Source organism: Methylomarinovum caldicuralii (assembly GCF_033126985.1).
In the GTDB taxonomy this organism is placed as follows: domain Bacteria; phylum Pseudomonadota; class Gammaproteobacteria; order Methylococcales; family Methylothermaceae; genus Methylohalobius; species Methylohalobius caldicuralii.
In genome coordinates, this window is the sequence record NZ_AP024714.1 from 1,743,133 (window position 1) to 1,757,719 (window position 14,587).

The 14,587-nt window shown below is 63.8% G+C and carries 13 protein-coding genes; 8 read left to right on the forward strand and 5 right to left on the reverse strand.

Going from position 1 to position 14,587, the window contains the following annotated elements:
- Positions 1–21: 21 nt before the first annotated feature.
- Genes MCIT9_RS08890 through MCIT9_RS08925 form a run of 8 tightly spaced genes read left to right on the forward strand, consistent with a single transcriptional unit; the run spans position 22 to position 9,497 of the window.
- Positions 22–1,845, forward strand: coding sequence for a hypothetical protein (locus tag MCIT9_RS08890; protein ID WP_317704541.1), 1,824 nt, complete (start codon positions 22–24; stop codon positions 1,843–1,845).
- Entirely contained in the window at positions 1,842–2,993 is a 1,152-nt protein-coding gene (locus tag MCIT9_RS08895) for a glycosyltransferase family 4 protein (RefSeq protein WP_317704542.1), read from the forward strand. Before MCIT9_RS08890 ends, MCIT9_RS08895 begins: the two co-directional genes overlap by 4 nt.
- On the forward strand, positions 2,990–3,937 hold the full coding sequence (locus MCIT9_RS08900) for a glycosyltransferase family 2 protein (RefSeq protein WP_317704543.1): 948 nt from the start codon (positions 2,990–2,992) through the stop codon (positions 3,935–3,937). The genes MCIT9_RS08895 and MCIT9_RS08900 overlap by 4 nt, the downstream gene beginning before the upstream one ends.
- Positions 3,934–4,701 carry a polysaccharide deacetylase family protein gene (locus tag MCIT9_RS08905; protein WP_317704544.1) on the forward strand — a complete coding sequence of 256 codons (768 nt, stop codon included), beginning with the start codon at positions 3,934–3,936 and terminating at the stop codon, positions 4,699–4,701. The genes MCIT9_RS08900 and MCIT9_RS08905 overlap by 4 nt, the downstream gene beginning before the upstream one ends.
- Positions 4,702–4,703: 2 nt before the next feature.
- Complete coding sequence (locus MCIT9_RS08910) at positions 4,704–5,642, forward strand: glycosyltransferase family 2 protein (RefSeq protein ID WP_317704545.1); 939 nt, start codon at positions 4,704–4,706, stop codon at positions 5,640–5,642.
- Positions 5,639–6,571, forward strand: a complete 933-nt coding sequence (locus MCIT9_RS08915) for a sulfotransferase family protein (RefSeq protein ID WP_317704546.1) — start codon at positions 5,639–5,641, stop codon at positions 6,569–6,571. The genes MCIT9_RS08910 and MCIT9_RS08915 overlap by 4 nt, the downstream gene beginning before the upstream one ends.
- The gene (locus tag MCIT9_RS08920) at positions 6,556–7,461 is read left to right on the forward strand and encodes a glycosyltransferase family 2 protein (protein ID WP_317704547.1); all 906 of its coding nucleotides are present in this window, start codon (positions 6,556–6,558) and stop codon (positions 7,459–7,461) included. Before MCIT9_RS08915 ends, MCIT9_RS08920 begins: the two co-directional genes overlap by 16 nt.
- Positions 7,458–9,497, forward strand: coding sequence for a sulfatase family protein (locus tag MCIT9_RS08925; RefSeq protein ID WP_317704548.1), 2,040 nt, complete (start codon positions 7,458–7,460; stop codon positions 9,495–9,497). Before MCIT9_RS08920 ends, MCIT9_RS08925 begins: the two co-directional genes overlap by 4 nt.
- Here MCIT9_RS08925 and MCIT9_RS08930 read toward each other — a convergent pair.
- Genes MCIT9_RS08930 through MCIT9_RS08950 form a run of 5 tightly spaced genes read right to left on the reverse strand, consistent with a single transcriptional unit; the run spans position 9,485 to position 14,580 of the window.
- Entirely contained in the window at positions 9,485–10,627 is a 1,143-nt protein-coding gene (locus tag MCIT9_RS08930) for a glycosyltransferase family 4 protein (RefSeq protein WP_317704549.1), read from the reverse strand. The genes MCIT9_RS08925 and MCIT9_RS08930 overlap by 13 nt on opposite strands.
- A complete protein-coding gene (locus MCIT9_RS08935) occupies positions 10,624–11,547 on the reverse strand; it encodes a glycosyltransferase family 2 protein (RefSeq protein WP_317704550.1) in 924 nt (307 codons plus the stop codon). Before MCIT9_RS08935 ends, MCIT9_RS08930 begins: the two co-directional genes overlap by 4 nt.
- A complete protein-coding gene (locus MCIT9_RS08940) occupies positions 11,544–12,584 on the reverse strand; it encodes a hypothetical protein (RefSeq protein ID WP_317704551.1) in 1,041 nt (346 codons plus the stop codon). The genes MCIT9_RS08935 and MCIT9_RS08940 overlap by 4 nt, the downstream gene beginning before the upstream one ends.
- Entirely contained in the window at positions 12,581–13,669 is a 1,089-nt protein-coding gene (locus MCIT9_RS08945; protein ID WP_317704552.1) for a glycosyltransferase family 4 protein, read from the reverse strand. Before MCIT9_RS08945 ends, MCIT9_RS08940 begins: the two co-directional genes overlap by 4 nt.
- Entirely contained in the window at positions 13,666–14,580 is a 915-nt protein-coding gene (locus MCIT9_RS08950) for a sulfotransferase family protein (protein ID WP_317704553.1), read from the reverse strand. The genes MCIT9_RS08945 and MCIT9_RS08950 overlap by 4 nt, the downstream gene beginning before the upstream one ends.
- Positions 14,581–14,587: the final 7 nt, after the last annotated feature.

Genomic DNA, 14,587 nt, shown 5'->3' on the forward strand with positions numbered 1-14,587 from the left:
GATCGTTGAAATGAAGCACTCATGACTCCAAAGAATCCACAAGTCCCTACCGCCATTCGGGAGACCATTTCCGCCTCCCATACGGAAAAGCTGACCGACCGCCTGGAAGAGGCTGAATGCCTTTTTCTGCGCTTTCGGGGGCCGGCTGACCATACCCTGCCCGGCGTCTCCCGGATGCGGGCCTGTCCGGCCGGGGGCTGGTTGCTGGAGGGGAAAGAAAACTTCTGGATTCCCCGCCTGCCGGTGGCAAGACGGCTGGACGACCAGGGGCATATCCTGGAGGAGACCGCCGCACCGGTTTCCGGCCTGGCGCTGGACGGCTCCGGGTTGACCCTGTCCCTTGCGCCGCCTGAGGGTTTTGTGGCCGATCTTGCGGTCTGGCGGCTGACGCCGCAGCTGCAGCAGGAACTGACCGATCTCACCCCCATCGAAATCCAGCCCTATTTCCTGTGGGGTTCCCACACCCGCTACAGCCGCCCGGCCGATCTGTATCTGCACCTGATCCACGGCTGGGTGTACGAGAACCGCGCCAGCTGGCCAAAGTACTGGAAAATCTGCTCGGAAAACGACGCCCACGCCCTGTACGTCCTGTTCTCCGGGCTGGCGCGGACCACCGGCAAGATCCTCTACCAGCTGTTCAAGCGTCAGCTGCTCCTGGCGGTTCTCGGCCGTCAGGCCGACGACGGCGGCTGGTATCACGGCGAGTGGACCGACGGGATGGAGTCCCACTTCCGTCTTCACACCAGTGCCCTGCATTTGCTGCTGGATGCTTATCAGGAAACCCCCGATGCCGCCATCGCCAAAGGTTTGCAACGGGGCACCGAGTTTTTGCTCCAGCGGGCCGACCGCCTCGACTGCGGCCTGTGGTTCCTGCACGACTCCCTGGAGCTGACGGATGCGTCGATGCACCAAAGTCCGTTCCAGTGGCTGCCCTGCCGGGCCTTCGGCAAATCCGTGGGCAACATGCTGGTGCTCAACTCCCACTGGGACACCACCGTCGCCGTGGACCGGGGCGCGGGACTGCTGGAGGAAGCCGCCTGGCGGGAGGCGGCAGCCGAGGCCAACCGGGCCACGGAAACGGTCCTCGCGGCCACTCCGGCCAATTGGCTGTACCGTCTGGTCTTCGGCCTGATCGCCCTGAGCTTTCTGCCCACCGAACAGGCCGCCACCCTGCCGCTGTGGCGAAGGGCCCTGAAACGGCTGGGCTGGAAATATCTGATTCCCCGCTTCCACCGGTTGAAATGCCGTTTTCCCCGCCTGGTGATGCCGGGCGGCTACCTGGACCGCGCCCTGTGTCTCAAGGGGATTTCCACCGCCTACCAGGCTATCAATGTCATGGACTTGGTCAGGCTCCAGGCGCGCTTTCCACAATTGAAGCTGCGTTCCTACATCGACGACGCCGTGGCGTTCACCTACCGCAGCGGCCTGTGGCAGCGCTGGTCCGAGGACGAAAGAACCCGCTACGCCTACGGCTTCTGGGCCGAGGTCCTGCACCGCCTGTGTCTGCTCGATCCGGATCCGGCGCTGCGGAGCTGGCTGGCTGGGACGATGGCGAAGCTGGAAGAACTGGAGCTGGGTCAGCCACCTGGGCTTCTGGGGGGCGATCGGGAGCGGGGGATTACCGGCCCTTCAAACCTGGATCTGCACAAACTTCCACCTGGCATCCGCATCGCCGATCTTTCCACACCCGCCGGGGTGGAATACCTGCTGCTGGGTGTGGGCAAGGAACCGGTGCGCCTGAATGCTGAGGTGCTGGGGACGGAACTTGCCTGGACCGATCCCGAAGGCAGGCCCCGGGGCCCTGAGTTTTCCCTGCAACCCGGCCAGTGGGTGGTGGGACGGTGAGCCTGCCCCGCGTCGGTATCGTCTCCCCGGAATTCCCCCCGGACATCGGCGGGGTGGAAAACTATGCCCTGGGTTACGTCCGCGCGCTTGCCGGGATGGGCTATCCGGTGACGGTGTTCACCTGCCGCCATCCGAAAGGGGAGATCGATCTTCCCGGCGTTGACATCCGCCCGGTCCTCAAGCTGCGCCGGGTGCTGGACCGGAAGCTCCTGGAGACGCCGGGAATCGACGCCTGGCACGCCATGAACGCCGCCTATGCCTGGATCGCCGAAGAAACCGAAAAACCGGTGGTGGTTTCAGTCCACGGCAACGACTTCCTGCGCGCCTATCAGCCGGTCACCGCCCCGGCCCTGGACCGCTTCGGCCCCCTGTGGCGCTTTGAAAGCCGGCTGCGCCCCCTGGAACGGGCCTGGCGCGGCCATACCACCCGCAAGCTCCAGAAATGGCTGCCGAAAGCCACAGCTATCCTCACCAACAGCCGCTACACCGAGCGCGTGCTGCTGGGGAAGATTCCCGCCTGCCGCGGCAGGACGATTCCGGCCCTGGTGGGGGGTGATCCGTTCTTCCTGGAACTGCCTTTGGCTGGCGGGGAGCGTCACAGTCCAGTTCGTCTCGCGACCGTCGCCCGATTGTCGGAACCGCGCAAGAACATCCATCTGGTACTCGAGGCGTTGGCCCGGCTGCAGGATCGTTACGATTTCCGCTACACCGTCGTCGGTGACGGCCACCTGCGCCCGGAACTGGAAGGGCTGGCGCAGAAGTTGAGGCTGGCGGACCGGGTCAAATTCGCCGGCAGCCTGGAGCGGGAAACCCTGCGCAGGATGCTGCTGGAATCGGACCTGTTCGTCCTCACCCCATCGGTCCTGCCCCATAGCCACGAGGGTTTCGGTCTGGTGTACCTGGAAGCGGCCGCCTGCGGAGTGCCGTCCCTGGCCGCCCGCCTCGCCGGAGCCGCCGAGGCGGTGGCGGAAGGAGAAAGCGGTTTTTTCGTCGAGAAGCCGGAAACGGAAGCGATCGCTTCCGCCCTCGGCGCTTTCCTGGAAGGGAGGATCCGCTACTCCCGCCGGCGCTGCCGGGAATTCGCCAAGCGCTTTACCTGGGAGAAAGTTGTACAGAAGGCGCTTCCGTTCTATGCTGAAAAACGATGAACCAAAATACCGCATCCCAAATCTCTGTCATCATGCCCTGCCACAACGCCGCCACCTACATAGCGGAGGCGATCGGCAGCGTGCGCAACCAAACGTTCCGGAACTGGGAGCTGATCGTCGTCGATGACGGTTCCAGCGACGACAGTCCTGAAATCGTCACCCGGCTGGCCCAAGAAGACGGGCGGATCCGGCTGCTGCGTCAGGAGAACCAGGGCCCCTACCCGGCCCGCAATCTCGGCCTGCGCCACGCCCAAGGGGAATACGTCGCTTTTCTTGATGCCGACGACTGGTGGGATCCGACGTTTCTGGAGAAAATGCACCGTGCCGTCGGGGAAACCGGTGCCGATCTGGCCTACTGCGGCTGGCAGAATGTGGTCGAGGACGGCGAGAACCGCCCACCCTATGTCCCTCCCGATTATCTGCAGGAGGACCTGTTCGCCCGCCTGCTCAAAAGCTGCCCCTGGCCCATTCACGCCGCCCTAACCCACCGTAAGGCATTGGAAGCTGTCGGCGGTTTTTCCACCCGCTGTTTCAGCAGCATGGACTATGATCTGTGGCTCAGGAGCGCCGCCCATACCCGAAAGTGGGTGCGCGTGCCGGAAGTCCTGGCCTACTACCGCTGGCACGACAAGGGCCAGATCTCGGCGGTCAAGTGGCGGCAGGTGCTGGAGGCCTGGCGGGTGCGGCGTGATTTCGTCGCTCGGCATCCCGATCTGGTGGCCCATCTGTCCCGGCCCCAGGTACGCCAGCTGATCGACGATCCTATACGGGAGCAGGCTTATCAGGCCCTGTGGCGGCGGGACCTCAAATCGGCTCAGAAACTGTTCCGCACAACCCTGCGACATCATGTTTGGCAGTGGCGAGACCTCAAATATCTGCTTCCCAGCCTGTTGCCAGCGCCTCTGTTTGAAAATCTGATCCACAGACGGGATTCTGCGGCATGAAGCGCTTTCTGATCCTCATGTACCATATGGTCCGGGAGCCGGAAACCCGCAGCGAGGCCCGCTATGCCTGCCCGCCGGCACGTTTTAGCAACCACCTTCGGGCATTGCGCCGCTGGGGCTGGCAGCCGGTCTCCCTGGCCCGGATCCGGGATCATATGAATGCAGGGGGCTCGCTGCCGGACAGGGCGGTGGCCATCACCCTGGATGACGGTTTCGAGGACAATTATCAGAATGCCTTTCCGATTTTGCAGGAGCTGGACATCCCGGCCACCATCTTTCTGGCCACCGGCCATCTGGGCGGGACCAACGCCTGGATGGGGGACTGGCCCCAGCACCCCATGCTGACCTGGGAACAGATCGGGGAAATGCACCGCCACGGCGTGGTTTTCGGCGGCCACACCGTCAGCCACTGTCATCTGAACCAGGTTCCGGAAACCCAGGCCCGGGAGGAAATCAGCGCCTGCAAGAAAACCATCGAGGACCGGCTGGGCACGGACTGCGACCTTTTCGCCTATCCTTACGGCCATTTCAACGACACCACGGTGGACCTCGTCCGCCAGGCCGGCTATCGGCTCGCCTGTTCCACCCGCCCGGGCTTCAATCACCGGAACCGCGATCCCTTCATTCTCCACCGCATCGAGGTGCGCGGCGACGATCCTTTGTGGAAGCTGAAACAGAAACTCACTTTCGGCACCAACGAGTCCGGCCTGACCCTGCCCCTGCGCTACTACGCCGGCCGCCTGTCCGCACGCTTGCGAGCCTGACCATGGATCTTTCCGTCATCATCTGTACTTACAACCGCTGTCATAATCTTGCCGAGTGCTTCCGGCATTTGGAAGCACAACAGCTTGACGGCGGGCTGGACTGGGAGGTACTACTGGTGGACAACAACTCCACCGATGCCACCCGGGATTTCGTCCAGGATTTCGCCCGTAACACGCCATTGAATCTGCACTACACCTTCTGCGGGGAGCAGGGACTGTCCCATGCCCGCAACCACGGCATCGCCGAGGCGCGGGGACGCCGGCTGGTCTTCATCGACGACGACATTCAGGTCACCCCGGGCTGGCTCCAAGCCATCCATGACACTTTCGAGGAACACGACTGCGACGCGGTGGGCGGACGGATTCATCTGGAAATTTCCCTGGAACAGCTGCCCAAGTGGATCCGGCCGGACATGTACGGCTTTCTGGGTTATCAGGATTTCGGCGACCGTCCCTACCGGCTCGACGGTTTCCGCGAATTTCCCTTTGGCGGCAACATGGCCATTCACCGGCGGGTGTTCGACAAGATCGGCCTGTTCGACACCGGCATGGGCCGCAAGGGGGCGGGAACCCGCAAGGCGGAGCTGTTCAAGGGAGAGGAAACCGACTTTTTCCACCGCCTGGCGGAGAACGGCGGTGTCATCTGGTACCAGCCCAGCGCCCTGGTGCACCACAAGGTGCTGCCTCACCAGCTCCGGCGGCGCTTCTTTCTGACCCTGCATCACAACGCCGGGATTCTCAAAGCCTGCCGGGACCCGACATCCTATCCCAACACCATCGCTGGCGTTCCCCGTTTTCTCTATCTCCAGTTGCTGCGGGCGATCTGGCGTTATCTGGGTTTGGCCGTCGGCCAAGGGCCGGATTATGCTTTCCGCCAACTGATGAACGTGGCCTACTTTCTGGGAATGATTCAAGGATATTATCGTAGGAAGACCCCATGACCGCCTGTTTTGGACAGCCGATTTTCATCGTCGGCGCACCCCGCTCCGGCACCACCCTGCTTCAGTACATGCTGCGTTCCCATCCCAATATTTCCCTGCCCACCGGAGAATCGCACTTCTTTATACCTCTGTATAGTAACCGCCATACCTTCGGGGACCTGAGCCAGAAGGAAAACATCCGCAGGGTGCTGGAGGCCATGTACCATCAGAGCAGCGAGTTCCTCGATACCGATCTGCACGGCCTGTGTTTCGACATCGATTCCCTTGCTGACGAATTCCAGCACCAGGGACGCGACACCATCCCCGCCATCATTGCCGGTCTCTACGAAAAAAACGCTGCCGGCGAAGGGAAAAACCGCTGGGGTGACAAGACCCCTTATTATGTCCTCCACATGCCCACTATCCTGGAAATGTTCCCGGACGCCCAGTTCATCCATCTTATCCGGGATGGGCGCGACGTTCTGCTTTCCCTGTTCGGCCGCTGCCACGATTTTGGCGTTTATAACAGTTATTACGGGGCCCGTTATTGGGAACAGTATGTGGCCACCGGCCAGCACCTCGGCCGCCAGCTGGCGCCGGATCAGTACCTGGAGGTCCGCTATGAGGACCTGTTGGCCTTCCCCGAACGGACCGTGCGCCATATCCTGAATTTTCTTGGAGAGCCTTTTGACCCGGCTGTGATCCATTTCCGCAAGGCCGGCGAAGCGGGCAAAACCCCCTTGGTACAGCGGGATCTGCAGCCGAAAAACATCGCCAAATGGCGTCAACGCCTCAAACCATGGCAGCTGTGGCTGTTTGAAGGGGCGGTGGGATCCCTGCTCTACAGCAACGGTTACCCTCTCGCCACCAAGGCCAGGCCACTTCCATTGCCGGTCAGGCTCCTGGGACGGCTGCACAACAACTGGAAGCGCCGATGGCGGAAAAACTGACCCTCCTCATCTGCACCCACAACCGCGCCGCCCTTCTGGCCCGCACCTTGGCTTATCTGAGTCAGGCCCGATTTCCGCCGGATGCTGAAATTTTGGTGGTGGCCAATGCCTGCAGCGACGCCACTCCTGCCACCGTGCGCGCCGCCCGGGACAAGCTGCCGGTACCGCTGCGGCTGCTGGAGGAACCGCAACCGGGAAAGTCCCATGCCCTCAACACCGGTCTGGCCGCCATCGATTCCGGCCTGGTCGCCTTCGTGGACGACGACCACCGGGTGGATCGGGATTACCCCCTGGCCGTGGCCAACGCCTTTGAGGCCGAACCCCAGGCGGACCTGGTCTGTGGCCGCATCCTGCCGGACTGGACCGGAGAGGAGCCGGGCTGGGTCCACAATGACACCTTTTATCCCGTCTATCCGCTTCCGGTGCCACGCTACGACCAGGGGATGGAAGGGCGCTGGATCGGCCTGGAGGGGCCTCTTCCCGGCGGCGGCAACCTGGCGCTGCGCAAGGAAGTCTTCGACCAGATCGGCGGCTTCTCCACCGAACTGGGCCCCCGGGGTCACAATCTGAGCGGCAGCGAGGACAGCGAGTTCGTCCTCCGGGCGCTGCGGGCCGGGAAAAGACTGCGTTACCACCCGGAAATGCTGCAGCACCATTACGTGGACCTGGAGCGCCTGACCCTCTGGTACATCATGCAGAAGGCCTACAAACGCTCCCAGACCGTGGTCCGTTACCGTCGCAGCCGCCGCCGCTTTCCGCCGCGCTATCTGTACCGCAAGGCGGCCGAACACAGCTTCAGGGCCCTGGTATCCCTCTACTGGCCGGAAAAGCGCTTCTGGCTGGTGCGCACCGCCGCCGCCTTCGGAGAGCTGAGCGCCTATTGGACATGAACAGCTTCTGGAACTTGCTGTCCCAGTCCCTCACCGTCAACGCCCTGCCCGCCCTTGTCGCCAGCCTGGCGCTGCTGGGGATGTCGCTGCTCCATTTCAGCCGCACCGGTCCCAGGATCCGGGAGGAAATCATCCTCCACTACCGTGCCTATACCGCCGGCTGCGTGCTGCGACAGGCGCTCTGGGCGTTTCTGATCCTGTTCTGGCTGGGGGGATTTGGCCAGCTGGGTTATCTGGCGCTGGTGGCGGGAGGAAGGTTGGCTTTCTCCTGGCCCGGATCGCTGCTGGCCGGTTCCATCGCCATCGCGATCCTCGCCGGCTTCCAGTTCCTGCGCCACCTGCTCCACATTCCAGCCGCTTTGATGATGTCCTGGCCCTACGACATCCGCCGGCTTTATCCCCTGTGGCGGCGGCTGACGGTCACCCGGCTGCGCTGGCTGGGGCTGGCCTTGGCCGGCGGCTGGCTGGGGCTCTTGGTTTGGGGACTTGAGGCGGCGGATGCCGCGGCCCGGAACGGCCTGCTTGCGGCACTGGGCCTGTGGCTGCTCCCTGTGCTGATGACCCTGGAATTTCCGGCCCTTCCGCGCCGTCACAGGCGCGCCGGAAAGCGGCCGAACCTGCTCCTGATCGGCTGCGACACCCTCCGGGCCGACCGGATATCGGCGGACTATCCCCGCAACGTGGCCCCGTTCCTGAAAACCCTGGCGCAGCGCGGCACCCTGTTCACCCGTTGCTACACCCCCATCGCCCGCACCGCTCCCAGCCTGGCCACCCTGCTCACAGGCACCGACCCTCAGAAACACGGGGTCGTTTTCAATTTCATGGGCGACGACAGCACCACCCTGCCGGTCAAGGCCCTGCCCCGGATACTGGCCGAACATGGCTACCATACCGAAGCCATCTCCGACTGGTCCGGCAGCGATCTGGGCAAGTTCTCCTTCGGCTTCCACAAAACGTTGATGCCTGCCGACCAGTGGAACTTCCGCTATCTGCTTCGTCAGGGGCCCAAGGAACTGCGCCTGTTTCTGGGCTTGTTCAGCCACAACTGCCTCGGCCGTTGGTTGCTGCCGGAACTGTACTACCTCGCCGGCGCCCCCCTGACCGGCCAGCTGGGACGCCTGGCCAGAAAGCGCCTGTCGGCTCTGGGACGGCACAAGCAGCCCTTCTGCCTGACCCTGTTCCTGGGAACCTGTCATCCGCCCTTCGGCAGCGAATATCCCTACTACCGCTTCTTCGCCGACCCGAACTACCGGGGCGCTTCCCTGTTCGCCATGGCCCGGCTCACCGATCCCATGGAAATCCTGCGCAGCCAGCAGGAGCCGCGCGAGGCCTTCGATCTGGATCAGATCATCGATCTTTACGACGGCTGCGTGCGCCGTTTCGACGACGAAGTGAGGGCCATCTGCCACCATCTGCAACGCTGCGGCCTGGACCGCGACACCATTGTGGTCGTCTTCAGCGACCATGGCATGGAACTGTTCGAGCACGGCACCTGGGGCCAGGGCAACAGCGCCATCGGGGAACAGAGCAACCGGATCCCGGTTCTGATCTTCGATCCCCGTCAGCCGGGACGGGGCCGCATCGACGGAGCCGTCCGCGCCACCGACCTGGTCCCCACACTGCTGGATCTGATAGACATCTCCCCCCCTTCCCACCTGGACGGCGTTTCCCTGAAAACCGTCCTGTCGGGACAGGAACCCTTGCCCGAGCTGGCCGCCACCTTCCGCACCGGTCTGTGGCTGACCCGCCACCCCGGCATGTCACCCAGCCATTTGGCCTATCCGGATCTGGTGGAACTGCTGCACATCCCGGACCGGCGCAGCGGCACTCTGGCCATCCAGCCCCAATACCGGCAGCGGATCGAAAAGGCCCGGGACGTGGCCGTGTGCCGGGGACGCTGGAAGCTGGTCCGCCTGGCCCTTAACCCCCACCCCCGCTATCTGCTGTTCGATCTGGAAACCGACCCCGGCTGCCACGAGGATGTCAGCGACCGTCATCCGGACATCGTCGCGGCGCTGAAGTCCTATCTCGACTGAACCTGCGGCAGTTTTCGGGTCCGGTCCGCCACCTGTTCCCAACTGTGGCGGCTGCGGATGTATTCGCTGATGTCGGCGCGGGGCGGGCGGGTCAGCAGCAGGACCAGGCCTTCGGCGACGGCGGCGACCGAGCTTCCGTCCACCCGCAGACCGGTGATTCCCTCGGCCACCGCATCCCCGGTGCCGCCGGCAATACCGGCCAGGGAGGGCCTGCCGCAGGCACCCGCCTCCAGAAACACCATGCCGAAGCCCTCGTTGTCGCCATTGATCTCCCGGTTGGGCATGGCGAAGACCGAGCAGGCGTTGTACCAGCGCGGCAGTTCCGCCATGAACACATGGCCGAGGAAATGAACCCGTTCGCTTACCCGGCACTCCTGGGCCAGGTTTTTGAGCCGGGCCTCGTCCCCGCCGATGCCGATGACGGCGTAATGCGCTGCGGGAATCCGCTCCAACACGCGGGGCAAAGCCCGGATCACCTGATCGAAACCCTTGCGGGGCGACAGTCTGCCCACGGAAAGGATCAGGGGCGTGTCCGGCGGGATGTTCAGGCGCTGGAACAGATCCCGGGTCGGCAGCCCGGGACGGAAGCGCGCCACATCCACCCCGGGGGAGATTTTCACGATACGCTGTTCCGGCACCCCGATCTTCAGCAACTCGCGCCGGGTGAAATCGCTGTTGGCGATCACGGTGTCGGCATGGCGGTAGGTAAAGACCATGGCCCGGAACTTCGCCGGCTGGCGCCAGCCGGTGATCTCCTCGCCGTGGGCATAGACCACCAAGGGTTTGCCGCACAGGCGGGCCACGATCAGGCCCACCAGTCCTTCCGGCAGCACTCTGCCGGCGTGGACCGCGGCGATGGGGTGGCGCAGCGTGACGGCCAGGGATCTGGCCAGGAATTTGGCATACATGGCCAGGGATTCGGGCCTGAGCCACCAGTGGCGTTGCAGCCGCAGGCGGTGGACCGTGTTGGGATGGTCGCGGTCGTGGGTCTCACAATCAGGCACCCGGGCGGTGACGATGTGGATCTCCTTGCCGCCGAGACGGCGGTAGACCTCGTCGAACCAGACCGCCGTCCCTCCCTTGGTGGGCAGGAACAGTTCCGTGATCACCAAAAGACCGTTTTTGCTCATCCTTTCACCACCGATGCCAGGATTCTGAGGCTGTTGAGGGAGGGCGCTTCGTGCAGCAGCGGCAGGACCGCCTGCACCGCCTCCCAGCGGCTGCCGGCACGCAACAGAGCCACCGCCAGATTGTAGCGGGCGCGGGCCAGACCCCGGCGGTAGCCGGCCCGCAGGGGGGCGGACGCCTGCGCCAGCAACGGCTTCAGCGACCGCCACGCGGCCACCGTCTGGCGCTGGGCCCTGAGGGAATCGCTGCGGGTGGCACTGTTCGGATGGATCACGTAGGCGGCCACCGGTTGGGCGACCACCGCTGCATGCTGGCTGGCCAGACACAGACGGATGAGGAAATGCACATCCTCACAAACCGCAAAGCCTTCAGGATAGCCGCCCAGCCGCAGGAAGGTCTCCCGCGGCAGGGTCAGGGTGTGGGTATCACCGAAATGATCCTCGATGAAAACGCCGAAGTCCCGGGATTCCATGAGTACGAAGGGGCTGTTCTCCTGCAGCAGGCGCGCTCCCAGGACGGTGGATTCCAGGGAACGGCGCAGCAGATTGCCGCCCTCGTCGCGGTAATCGAAATCGGCGGTGACGAAATCCGCATCCGGAAAACGCCGGACGGCCTCGGCGGCGAGCTCCAAACGCCGGGGATAGTAATAATCATCGGCATCGAGGAAGGCGATCCAGTTTCCCCGGGCTGCCGCCACCCCGGCGTTGCGGGCCGCTGCCGCCCCCCGGTTTTGCTGGCGCAGCACCCGAACCGGCGCCCCGTAGCCAGCGGCGATTTCGGCGCTGGCGTCGGTGGAGCCGTCATCGACTACGATGACCTCCCGGGGCGGCAGGGTCTGAGCGAGGATGGAATCGATGGCCCGTTTCAGGGTCCGCTCCCCATTGTGGACGGCGATGACGACGGAGAAATCGATCGGGCTCATCGGCGCAGTCGCCTCCAGGCGCTCTGTAGCCGCGCCGGCAGAGGCGCGGCCGTCGGCGCTTCCATGGCCAGCTGACGGGAAGAAAGAAACCGGACTTCGGGAAGGTATTCCAAAACCCCGCGCAGCAGCCGTTCCAAAGCGGCCAGCGAGTCCTCCAGATTGTCGTCGAGGAAGTTGAAGCGGTGGGTCTCCAGCAGCGCCGGCTCGCGTCGGGACCACTTGCGCGCTATGGCTTCCAATACCGCTTCGGGATCATGGCCCAAGGCCGGCTCGAAATAAACGTCGCGCACCAGCGCCTTGAGGCCACAGGCCAGGGGCTCGCCATGGTAATAACAGCACTCCGGGGCCGTCAACCGGCCTTTGGCATCCCGACCGCTGTAGCGCCTTCCAGGGGTGATCAGCACCTCGATACCGGCGGCAGCGTAGGCTCGCTCGACATTTTCATCCCACACGAAGGTGGGCGGGACCGCCACCCTGGGGGCGGTCCCGAAACAGCGGCGAAAACGTTCCACTTCCTCCTGCACCGCCGCTTGGAGCACCTGCCGGGAAAGCGGCCTGGAAGGTAATCCTCCGGTTGCATCGATCCAGCGGCTCTGGAGCCAGGGGGGAAGTCGTTCGGTGCGCCAGCCGTCTTCGGCCAGCCAACGTTTGATCGCATCGTCCCGCCGCCAGGCGGTCATGAAGTTTTCCGGCCAGAAATGGGCCATGCCGTGAAGCTGGAGGGCGAACACACCTTCCTCCTCCCCGGCTTTGAGCGCCTCGACGATGGGTTGATAATCAGGGGCATCGAGGTGGCGGGCATGGTATTCCCCGGTGGCGGCGATTGCCTCGGGATGGGGAATCGACAACACGACTCCGATGGTCATCATCGCCGGATTCCCGTTCCGGTCCCGGAACCGCCGCAGCAGGGCGCGCAGTGATTCCAGCGCCCGGACCTGCTCCCTGCTCCCGGGTCCCCAGTCGTCGCTCTCGATGATCAAAACCGGCTGTTCCAACACCGGAGCGGCCAGCGGGTGAAGACGTTCCTTCCAGCTCAAGCCTGCAACAGCTCCCGATAGGCAGATTCCAGTTCCCGCACCGGCTTGTCGGTGAATTCGCGTTCCACCTTACGCATTCCCGCCTCCCCCATGCGCTGCCGCAATCCGGGGTCATCGATCAATTGTTGCACCCGTGACACCAGTGCTTCCAGATCGTCCCGTTCCACCAAAAAGCCGGTGACGCCGTCCTCGATGATCTCAGGAATCCCTCCAACCCGGGTTGCCACGATGGGTTTGCGGCAGGCGCCGGCCTCGATCGCGATCAGGCCGAAGGGTTCGTCCCAGCGCGAGGGCATGACGATGATGTCGGCGCTGTGATAAAGGTTCTCCGGATCGTCCAGCCGGCCCAAGTAGCGGATGTCGGGGTGGCCGCCGATTTCCGCCTGCAGCGCCTCCTCGCTGTACGCACCGGATCCGCTCTGACACCGGCCCGCCAACAGAAACTTCAGATTGGGGCGCCGGCCGCTGAGCCTTCTGGACATGTCGAGGAACAGGTCAACCCCCTTGATTTGCTTCATCTGGCCTAGAAACGCAATCACCGTTTCCCCGTCGCCGATCCCCAACTCCCGGCGGATCGAACGGCCGCGGTCGAACCGCTGCAAATCGGTGGGATTGTGAATCACCTTCTTGGGCACCTGCGGCGGCCCGGAGACCGAGGCGGTATAGGCGGAATTGGCGATGATCAGGCTAGAAAGGCCGACAAAGGGGCCGGGCTGCTTCATCACCACATGATAGTGGGTGACGACGGGCACCCGGGCCAGACGGGCGGCCAGAATCTCGGCAGGACGCCAAAACGTATGGTTGGCATGGACGATGGCGATGCGCTCGCGCTTTAGAAAGCGATAGAAGGACAACAGGCTTTTCAGATAGGCGAGCGGATTTCCGGGTTCGGTAAAACCGGACCAGAAGCGATAAGCCACTCCCCAACGCTGCAGCTCCGGCATGATGGGACCTTCACCGGGAAGCAGCACCAAAGGCTCGAAATGCTGCCGGTCAAGATGCCTCAGATTGGTGAACAAGACCCGGCTGGCGCCGCCCCAGTCACCGGAACTCTCCGAGAGATAACAGACTTTTATTCGCTTCATGAATAACCCATCCGTTCAGCCACTTCCTGCACTTGCGGCAGGACGCGCTCGATCCTGTCCCGGTTGGCGCCGCCCTTCCACTTGTCCAAGCCCACCCTGGAGAATGCGTTGTAAGGTTTCTGCAGCACGCTGCGGCAGTGATCTTCAAGATGGCGGTCGAAGGGAACCTGACAGCGGCGGAATACCTCCGCGAAAGCCTCCACCGGATTCTCGAGAATGGACTCGTAGGCGATTTCGCACCAGCGTTCCGGAGCCACCTGGTCCCGGGCCGCCAGGATAGCGGCGTTCATCTCCCGGTACTGAAAGGCGCAGACCTCCTCCAAAGGGGCCTCCAGATAATTCCGCCATCCCGGGGGCAGAAAGAAACACCAGCGCCGGAACCGCCCTCCGTCGATGCGCACTTCCGCCGGCAGGTCCCGCGACCAGGTGGCGAAGGTTTCCGCCCGCCGCCAGCCTTCCATCAGGGAATGGATGTTGTCACCGGGATTGCGTTTGACATAGACGAAGAAAGCATCGGGAAACAGACGCTGCAGATAGGGGATGGAAAGGCCGTTCTGGTTGTTCTTGTCGACGAAGCGGCGCTTGCCGGTGCGGGTATAAAACAGACTGGCGACCTGGCGACAGTCCCCGGCGCAGGCGGCTTCCGGCGGAATCGCATGGCTGTCCCAGCCGCGCTCGGCCGGAGGATGGAGGCCAGCCCAGAAATCGTGGGTCTCCTTCTGGAGCGAGCCCAGGGCGGCGGCCTCCGACAGGGTCTTGTAGACCAGCGTGGTGCCGGCCCGGCTGCAGCCGACCACGAACACCGGCGGTCCCAGCTGCGGTACCGCCAGGTCGAACCGCAGGCCCCTCAGACCTGCGAGCGCCTTGGCTTGATAAAATGCCGCTGTCTTATACACTTTTTCCCAAAACACCTTCATA

Excerpts from the sequence above, each read along its gene's own strand:
- MCIT9_RS08890 (WP_317704541.1), top strand. The coding sequence starts at position 22 with ATGACTCCAAAGAATCCACAAGTCCCTACCGCCATTCGGGAGACCATT.
- MCIT9_RS08900 (WP_317704543.1), top strand. The coding sequence starts at position 2,990 with ATGAACCAAAATACCGCATCCCAAATCTCTGTCATCATGCCCTGCCAC.
- MCIT9_RS08905 (WP_317704544.1), top strand. The coding sequence starts at position 3,934 with ATGAAGCGCTTTCTGATCCTCATGTACCATATGGTCCGGGAGCCGGAA.
- MCIT9_RS08910 (WP_317704545.1), top strand. The coding sequence starts at position 4,704 with ATGGATCTTTCCGTCATCATCTGTACTTACAACCGCTGTCATAATCTT.
- MCIT9_RS08915 (WP_317704546.1), top strand. The coding sequence starts at position 5,639 with ATGACCGCCTGTTTTGGACAGCCGATTTTCATCGTCGGCGCACCCCGC.
- MCIT9_RS08920 (WP_317704547.1), top strand. The coding sequence starts at position 6,556 with ATGGCGGAAAAACTGACCCTCCTCATCTGCACCCACAACCGCGCCGCC.
- MCIT9_RS08925 (WP_317704548.1), top strand. The coding sequence starts at position 7,458 with ATGAACAGCTTCTGGAACTTGCTGTCCCAGTCCCTCACCGTCAACGCC.
- MCIT9_RS08930 (WP_317704549.1), bottom strand. The coding sequence starts at position 10,627 with ATGAGCAAAAACGGTCTTTTGGTGATCACGGAACTGTTCCTGCCCACC.
- MCIT9_RS08935 (WP_317704550.1), bottom strand. The coding sequence starts at position 11,547 with ATGAGCCCGATCGATTTCTCCGTCGTCATCGCCGTCCACAATGGGGAG.
- MCIT9_RS08945 (WP_317704552.1), bottom strand. The coding sequence starts at position 13,669 with ATGAAGCGAATAAAAGTCTGTTATCTCTCGGAGAGTTCCGGTGACTGG.